The 7,110-nt window shown below is 70.2% G+C and carries 8 protein-coding genes; 2 read left to right on the forward strand and 6 right to left on the reverse strand.

Features of this window, described 5'->3' with window-relative positions; all coding sequences use genetic code 11:
* Window positions 1-4: 4 nt before the first annotated feature.
* Window positions 5-550 (reverse strand): GNAT family N-acetyltransferase, encoded by a 546-nt coding sequence (locus tag C1A38_RS04905; protein WP_102656621.1) that lies wholly within the window; start codon window positions 548-550, stop codon window positions 5-7.
* Window positions 551-684: 134 nt separating this feature from the next.
* Between C1A38_RS04905 and C1A38_RS04910 the strand changes: the two genes are divergently transcribed.
* Window positions 685-1,230: a DoxX family protein gene (locus C1A38_RS04910; protein WP_102656622.1), complete on the forward strand. Its 546-nt coding sequence runs from the start codon at window positions 685-687 to the stop codon at window positions 1,228-1,230.
* Window positions 1,231-1,434: 204 nt separating this feature from the next.
* The gene (locus C1A38_RS04915) at window positions 1,435-2,877 is read left to right on the forward strand and encodes a glycosyltransferase 87 family protein (RefSeq protein WP_102656623.1); all 1,443 of its coding nucleotides are present in this window, start codon (window positions 1,435-1,437) and stop codon (window positions 2,875-2,877) included.
* 4 nt (window positions 2,878-2,881) lie between these two features.
* On the opposite strand, the gene C1A38_RS04920 is transcribed toward C1A38_RS04915, so the two are convergent.
* From C1A38_RS04920 to C1A38_RS04940, 5 genes are all read right to left on the reverse strand, one after another.
* Window positions 2,882-3,301 carry a molybdenum cofactor biosynthesis protein MoaE gene (locus C1A38_RS04920; RefSeq protein ID WP_102656624.1) on the reverse strand — a complete coding sequence of 140 codons (420 nt, stop codon included), beginning with the start codon at window positions 3,299-3,301 and terminating at the stop codon, window positions 2,882-2,884.
* The gene (locus tag C1A38_RS04925; RefSeq protein ID WP_102656625.1) at window positions 3,295-4,503 is read right to left on the reverse strand and encodes a molybdopterin molybdotransferase MoeA; all 1,209 of its coding nucleotides are present in this window, start codon (window positions 4,501-4,503) and stop codon (window positions 3,295-3,297) included. Before C1A38_RS04925 ends, C1A38_RS04920 begins: the two co-directional genes overlap by 7 nt.
* Window positions 4,504-4,564: 61 nt before the next feature.
* A complete protein-coding gene (locus C1A38_RS04930; RefSeq protein ID WP_102656626.1) occupies window positions 4,565-5,035 on the reverse strand; it encodes a MogA/MoaB family molybdenum cofactor biosynthesis protein in 471 nt (156 codons plus the stop codon).
* Entirely contained in the window at window positions 5,032-5,523 is a 492-nt protein-coding gene (gene moaC / locus C1A38_RS04935) for a cyclic pyranopterin monophosphate synthase MoaC (protein WP_102656627.1), read from the reverse strand. The genes C1A38_RS04930 and moaC overlap by 4 nt, the downstream gene beginning before the upstream one ends.
* Window positions 5,524-5,785: 262 nt before the next feature.
* Complete coding sequence (locus tag C1A38_RS04940; protein WP_146017427.1) at window positions 5,786-6,997, reverse strand: tetratricopeptide repeat protein; 1,212 nt, start codon at window positions 6,995-6,997, stop codon at window positions 5,786-5,788.
* Window positions 6,998-7,110: the final 113 nt, after the last annotated feature.

Below are 7,110 nucleotides of genomic sequence, written 5' to 3' on the forward strand. Positions count from 1 at the left end.
ACAGTCAGACCTTGGACCAGGGTGGCGGGAAGACGACTTCGCCCTGCGGCGGGGCTGGCTCACCGCTCGTCGACGGCGGCAGCACCAGGGCCTGCCACGGCTCACCAAGCCCCGACCAGGGGCTCGTCAGACCCATCCGGTCGGCCCGGCTGAACCCGAAACGCCTGTAGTACGCCGGGTCGCCGAGCACCACGACCAGTCGCTCACCGAGTTCCGTGGCCGCCTCCAGGCCGGCCTGCACCACGGAGGTGCCGAGCCCGATCCGCTGACGGTGGGGTGCCACCGCCACCGGGCCGAGTGCCAGTGCCGGGGCGGTGTGCTCGTCCGCGCACACGAGGACCCGGGTGAACAGGGCGTAGCCGACGATCTCACCGCCGTACTCGGCGACCATCGCCAGCTCCGGAAGCCAGGCGTCGCCGCCGCGCAGCTCCTCGACGAGCCGTACCTCTGGCGGGGTTGCCACGTCCGGCCGGGCGAAGGCCGCAGCCAGCACCCGACGGACCGCGCCGGTGTCAGCCGGCTCCTCGGGTCGTAGCCGCAGCGTCGTCACGCCGCGAGGTTACCGCCTGTGGCCCGTCCATCCGCGATGGTCGCTGGAATCGGCGCGCCGTCCGTCATCACCCGGTCGATCGAGATCCGCCGTTGTGGCGAGTGACCGCGGCCCGAAGAGGGTATGACTGGTCCATGACGCCCGTACGGTTCCTCGCCCGCGCCATGCTCAGCGGCATCTTCCTGGTCAGCGGCGCTCGCAACTTCACCCAGCCGGAGCGCCTGGTACCCGCAGCCGAGCCCATCACCGATCGAGTGACGCCCCTGCTGCAACGGATTCATCCGAGCATCCCCACCGACACCGCGACGCTGATCCGCGCAAACGCCGCCGTTCAGGTCGGTGCCGGACTGATGCTCGCCACCGGGCGGTTCACCCGGCCGGCGGCGCTGGTCCTGGCGGGCACCCTGGTCCCGGTGACGCTGGCCGGGCATCCATTCTGGCGTCAAGAGGACCCGGCGCAGCGCCACAACCACCAGACTCACTTCCTGAAGAACATCGGTCTCTTCGGTGGACTGCTGCTCGCCGCCGCCGACACTCAGGGAAAGCCGGGGCTGCGTTGGCGGGCCGGGCACCGCATCGACCACTCTCGACGGTCGGTGAGCCGCGCCGTGCGTACCGCCCGCCGTGAGGCCCGCATCGCCGCCGTGTCCGCAGCCACCGCCCGTCGACTTCCCGGCTGACCTGCGATTACCGGCCCCCACCCCCCGCTAAGGCCGCGAATCACCTGAACCGCCCGCTAGGCGTTAACGCGGTGGAAATGTCAAAAGAATGTGTGGGATCGGACACGGTCGCATAACGCGGGAGGCACTGACGTGAGGCGCCGTTCTAGGCTCCCTACCGGACCTGGACGGGTAGGACGACCTTGGTACGGGGGTGGCCACGCCATGCCGACGAATGTCGGTAGAAGGCTGGACCGCCTCGCCGCAGTCCGTCGCGTAACGCGTGGGATCGATCGAAGAAGAGTCGTACGGACCGGCATCGTGGCCGCCGTCGCCTATGCCGCTTGGCTTGCCATCGGTGCATTCGGGCGGCCGTACAACTTCTTCGACATGAAGATCTACCACGGTGCGGTGGTCTGGTGGGCGAGCGGTCATGAGCTGTACGAGTTTGTCGCACCCGACACCACATTGGGTTTCACCTATCCACCCTTCGCGGGCCTGGCCATGCTGCCCATGGCGCACCTGCCGGTGACCATGGCTGGTCTGGTGAACGCGTTGATGAGCATCGCCGCCCTGGCCGTGGTGCTGGCCGCGCTGCTGCGCCCGATCGTCGACCGGATGGGATGGCCACTGTGGTACACGGTGGCCATCGCCACGCCGCTGGCGACCGCCATCGAACCGGTCCGGGAGACCCTCGGATACGGGCAGGTCAACCTGCTGCTGTTCGCCCTGATCATGGCGGACATGGTGGCCCTGCGCTGGCGGTCCCGTCGCGGTACGCACCAGGCCGACACCGACGGCCCAGTGCTGCGGTTCATCTACAGCGGCGCCTGGGCCGGCGTGGGCATCGGGCTGGCCACGGCGGTCAAGCTGACCCCGGCCCTGTTCATCTTCTATCTGATCATCACTCGACAGTGGCGGGTCGCCTGGACGGCCATCGGTACCACGGTCGGCGTCACCATCGGCAGCTTCGGCATCGTCGGAGCCGAATCCCGGGCCTACTTCGGCAGCGTGCTGTGGCAGACCGAGCGGGTCGGTGCGGCCGACATGACGCCCAACCAGTCGCTGGCCGGGCTCCTGGCCCGACTCTACGATTCGATCGAGACCCCCGGCCTGCTCTGGCTCGCGTTCGCCGTACTGGTGCTCACGCTCGGTCTGTCCCGGGCCGCCAACGCGCACTCCGACGGCGACGAACTGACCGCCTTCACCCTGGTCGGGTTGACCGCCAACGTGATCAGCCCGATCTCCTGGACGCACCATCTCGTCTGGGTGATCCCGGCGATCATCGTGCTGGCCGACGCGGCGATCCGCCGCCGCGACGCGAGTCGGGGACTTGTCGCCCGAGCCACGGCAGGGCCCTACGGCGGCCCTCCGGGAGTGGCCGCGCTACGCCCGCCGATCTGGTACCCGACGTTGACCGGCATCCGGCACGGCATCGCCGCCGTCGGGCTCTACCTGCTCTTCCTGATCTCACCGATCTGGCCGTACGAACATCAGCTGCCGGAAGTCTCGCACTACGCCGACGGCCTGTTCGGCGCGGTGATGGAGAACTCCCTGATCCTGGCCCTGATCGTGCTTGTCGCCGCGCTGCCGTGGCGGCCCGGCGCAGAGCCGGCCTTCCTGACCGACCGGATGGCCCGCAACGCCATCCTGTACGGCCGACGGTAGGGCATCAGGGGCAGTTCACCCACTCCTCGGTGCCGTCGGTGAAGACCTGCCGCTTCCAGATCGGCAGGCGGGCCTTCACCTCGTCCACCAGACGAGCGCAGGCGGCGAACGCGGCGGCGCGGTGCGCGGTGCTGACCGCCGCCACCAGGGCCGCGTCGCCGATGGCCAGTGGGCCGATCCGGTGCGACACGGCCACCGCGTACACCTCGGGGTCCGCGGCGATCTCGGCGGCCACCTCCCGCAGCACCCGCTCGGCGCTCGGATGGCCCTCGTACTCCAGGCTGGCCACCGCTCGCCCGTGGTCGTGGTCGCGGACCACCCCGGCGAACGAGACCACCGCGCCGGCCCGGTGGTCGGCCACCGCGGCCTCGTGCGCGGCAAGATCCAACGGCTGTTCGGTGACGGTTCCGATCAGGATCACCATGTCCGCTCCCCGGGCAGCAACGGCAACGGTACGACCGGCACCTGATCCCCGACCGTTCCGGAACTGCCCGGCGCGATGACCGCGAACCCGTCGGCCCCGGACAGCCCTCGCAACATCGCCGAACCAACGTGCCGCACCGGATGCGCGGTCCCGGCCGCCCGATCGAGCCGGACCAGGGCCAGGTGGGTGTGGTTCCCCCGACCGGGAATCGGCTCGGCGAGCGTGGCGTGCGGAAGTACCGGCATCGGCCGGCCGGCGAGACCCGCCAGCAGCGGCGCGACGAGCGAGACCAGGGCGATGACGGCGGACTGCGGATTGCCCGGCAGGCCGGCCACGAATCGGGTCCGCCCGTCGGGGCCGGTCACCCGGGCCAGCAGCATCGGAAAGCCGGGTCGCACCGCGACGGTGTTGACCACGTAGTCCGCGCCCAGTGTCGCCAGCGCGGGGTGCAGGTGGTCGACCGGGCCGTGCATGGTGCCGCCGGTGGTGCAGACGAGGTCGACCTCGGCCAACGCGCTGCGCAGCGCCGCCTCGTGGGCGGGCAACGTGTCGGCGACCGGCCCGACCACATCTGTCGTACGCACCTGGCAGCCGTACCGCCGCAGCCAGGCCGGGACGGCCGGGCCGAGCGCGTCGCGGATCCGGCCGGCGGCGGGCGGACCGGCGGTCAACAACTCGTCACCGAAGACCAGCAACGCGGCCCGAGGCTGCGCACGTACCCGCAGGGTGTCGTGTCCGCAGGAGGCGGCGAGACCGATCACCGACGGATCGACCGGGGTCCCGGCCGGCAGCAGTTCCTCACCGGCGGCAGCCTCCTCGCCGGGCAGCCGCCACTCCGGTGCCGGTCGCGGCACACCGTCGACAAACCCCTCATGGGTACGCGTCGACTCCTCCACCCGCAGCACGGCCGATGCCCCCGAGGGCACCATCGCCCCCGTCGCGATCTCGACGGTCGTCCCGTCCTCGGTCAACGGAGCCGGCGTCGTGCCGGCCAGCACCCGCCCGACGATCCGCCACGGGCCGGGGCCGCGTACCGCCCAGCCGTCCACGCTGGACGTGGTGAACGCCGGCAGGTCGGTCCGGGGCGCCAGCGGCTCGGCGAGGGTGTGCCCGTCGGCGTCGGCGAGCGGCACGTCGACTGTGGGAAGCGCGGCAGCCAGGCCAACCGCGTACGCCCGCGACCGCGCCTGTTCCCAGCCCATCGGCCCGGACCCGGCGGCGTCTGCGGTTTTCGTGCTCACCAGCGAGAGCCTATCGGTTCGGTCAGTGGTCGCCACCGCGCAACTGTTCGACCGCGTGCGTGAGGATCGGCCCCAGCACGGCGAGGCCGTCCCGCGCTCCGCCGGTCGAGCCGGGCAGGTTCACCACGAGCGTTCGACCCGCCACCCCGGCCACCGCCCGGGACAGCGCCGCCGTGGGCACCTTGTCGCGGCTGTGGGCGCGGATCGCCTCGGCGATGCCGGGGATCTCGTAGTCAAGCAGCGCCCGAGTCACGTCCGGGGTCCGGTCGGTCGGGGTGATTCCCGTCCCGCCGCTTGTCAACACCACGTCGACGGCGTCCGCCACGGCCTGTCGGATCGCCAGACCGACCGGCTCCCCGTCGGGCACCACCACCGGATCGTCCACCGTGCAGCCCCACTCGCGCAGTCCCGCGACGAGCAGCGGACCACTCGTGTCGGCGTAGACACCGGCGACAGCCCGGTTGGACGCCACCACCACCCGGGCCCGGATCACGGTCGGTCCTGCGGACGCTGCCACAGGCCGGTCTTGCCGCCCTCCTTGCGCAGCACCCGTACCGCCTCGACACTCGCCGCCGGATCCACCGCCTTGACCATGTCGACCAGGGTCAACCCGGCGACGGCGACCGCGGTCAACGCCTCCATCTCGACGCCGGTACGGTCGGCGGTGCGAGCGGTCGCGGTGATCTCGACCGTGTCCGTGGTGAGGGCCAGGTCGACCGTGACGCCGTGCAGCGCGATCGGATGGCACAGCGGAATCAGGTCCGGCGTACGTTTCGCGCCCATGATCCCGGCCAGCCGCCCGACCGCCAGCGCATCCCCCTTGGGCAGCCCGTCGCGGCGCAACAACTCGATCACCTCAGCGGTGGTACGCAACCGACCGGCGGCGACCGCCAGGCGGCCGGTGACCTCCTTGGCGGAGACATCGACCATGCGGGCCGCGCCGCTCTCGTCGACATGGCTGAGTTCGGCGGGTTGGGTCACGCCGGCGAGCCTATCTGTGCGCGTGGTCCCTGCGCTGAGGGAAGGGGCGGCACCCACAGAGCCGCCCCTTCCTCACCGGCCCGCCGTCAGGTAGCTGGGGTCACCTGACGGCGGTGGTCGCGACAAGATCCCTCGTCAGCGGAATCTCCCCCGTCGCCGAACAGTCGGACGCTATCGAACGTGGCGATAAAAATTCGATAAGAACCTTGCCGGTGGGAAGTTGCCGAATGCCGCTCGCCCTCGACCGCAGCTGCCAGCCGGTTCAGCTCCCCTGATCCGCCTGGGCCAGCCGGCGTTCCACCTCCGCCTGCTCCGGCACACCCATCCGCCGGAAGATCGCCAGTGCCCGCTCCCAGTGCCGGCGCGCCTCCGCCGGATCGGTGGCGAGCAGATGCTCCGCCAACCCAGCCAACGCCCGCCCCTGCTCGTACGGGTGGGCTATCCGGGTTGCCAACCGCAATGCTTCGTGGTGCAGGTCGGACGCACGGCTGTCGTCACCGAGGATCGCCATGGTCAGTGCCAGGTCGTTGAGCGCCGCCGCCTGCGCATGCGGCTCACCCGCCTCGAATGCCAACTGTCGGGCGGCCTCGTGCTGCACGGCCGCTTCAGCAACCCGCCCCAAACCTCGTAACGCGATACCGAGGTCGTTGCGTACCTCTGCCTCCGCGAAGCGGTGGCCGGTACGCTCCCGCAGCGCCAGCGCCGCTCGCAACACGCGTATTGCCGCGTTGTGCTGCCCGACCCGGCACTTCACTGCGCCGATGTGGCTCAGCGCGTTGAGCAGGTGGAACTGATTACCGTGCTGGCGGGCCAGGTAGAGGTGCAGGCGGTGCAGACGCAGCGCCTCGTCGTATCGGCCGAGCAAGGCCAGGGCGAGCCCCACGTTCGGCAGAGGGCTGGGCAGTTCACCGAGATCGAAGCCTTTCCGCCAGCGCAGTCCTTCGAGCCCGACCCGCACTGCCTCGTGGAGTTCGCCCCGAATCCAGTGAACAGCGACCAGATTGGCCCGATAGCGGTCGCCGTTGATGAAGTCACCGCGCCGCTCGGCGGACGTCACTGCCGCACGGACGTGATTCAGCGCCTCGGCGTAGTTGCCTTTGCGGAGATAGGCAGAGGCGACATAGTTGTGCATGATGGCGGCGGCGGGCTCGTTCTTGGCTGCCCGCGCGGCTTCCAGCCCGGCAAGGTGCGCACGGATGATGTCGTCGTAATAGCCGCGAACATAGAGGAATCGCCAGAGCACTCGGGCCAGGCGCCAGGAATGGTCATGGTGCCCCCATTCGCCGGCCCGCACGACGAGCGCCACCAGAGTCGATCGCTCATCCTCCATCCATTCTTTCGTGCGCGATGCCGTGACGGCCAAGAGATCCGGCAGGCGCGGCGGATCGAGTGACACGTACTTACGCACACCCCGAGACTCGAGTTCTTCTGCGATGGGAAACGACAGATGCAGCATGATGTCGACCAGATCCACCAACGCCCGGTCACGTGTCACCCCGCGGTCCTGAGTGACGGACAGTTCGTGGGCGTACTCAGGTGATCTCAGCAAGATTCGGGTAGGTAGCGGTATTCGAAGTGAGTCAGGTG

This window comes from Verrucosispora sp. ts21 (genome assembly GCF_002879555.1).
GTDB classification, from domain to species: Bacteria; Actinomycetota; Actinomycetes; order Mycobacteriales; family Micromonosporaceae; genus Micromonospora; species Micromonospora gifhornensis.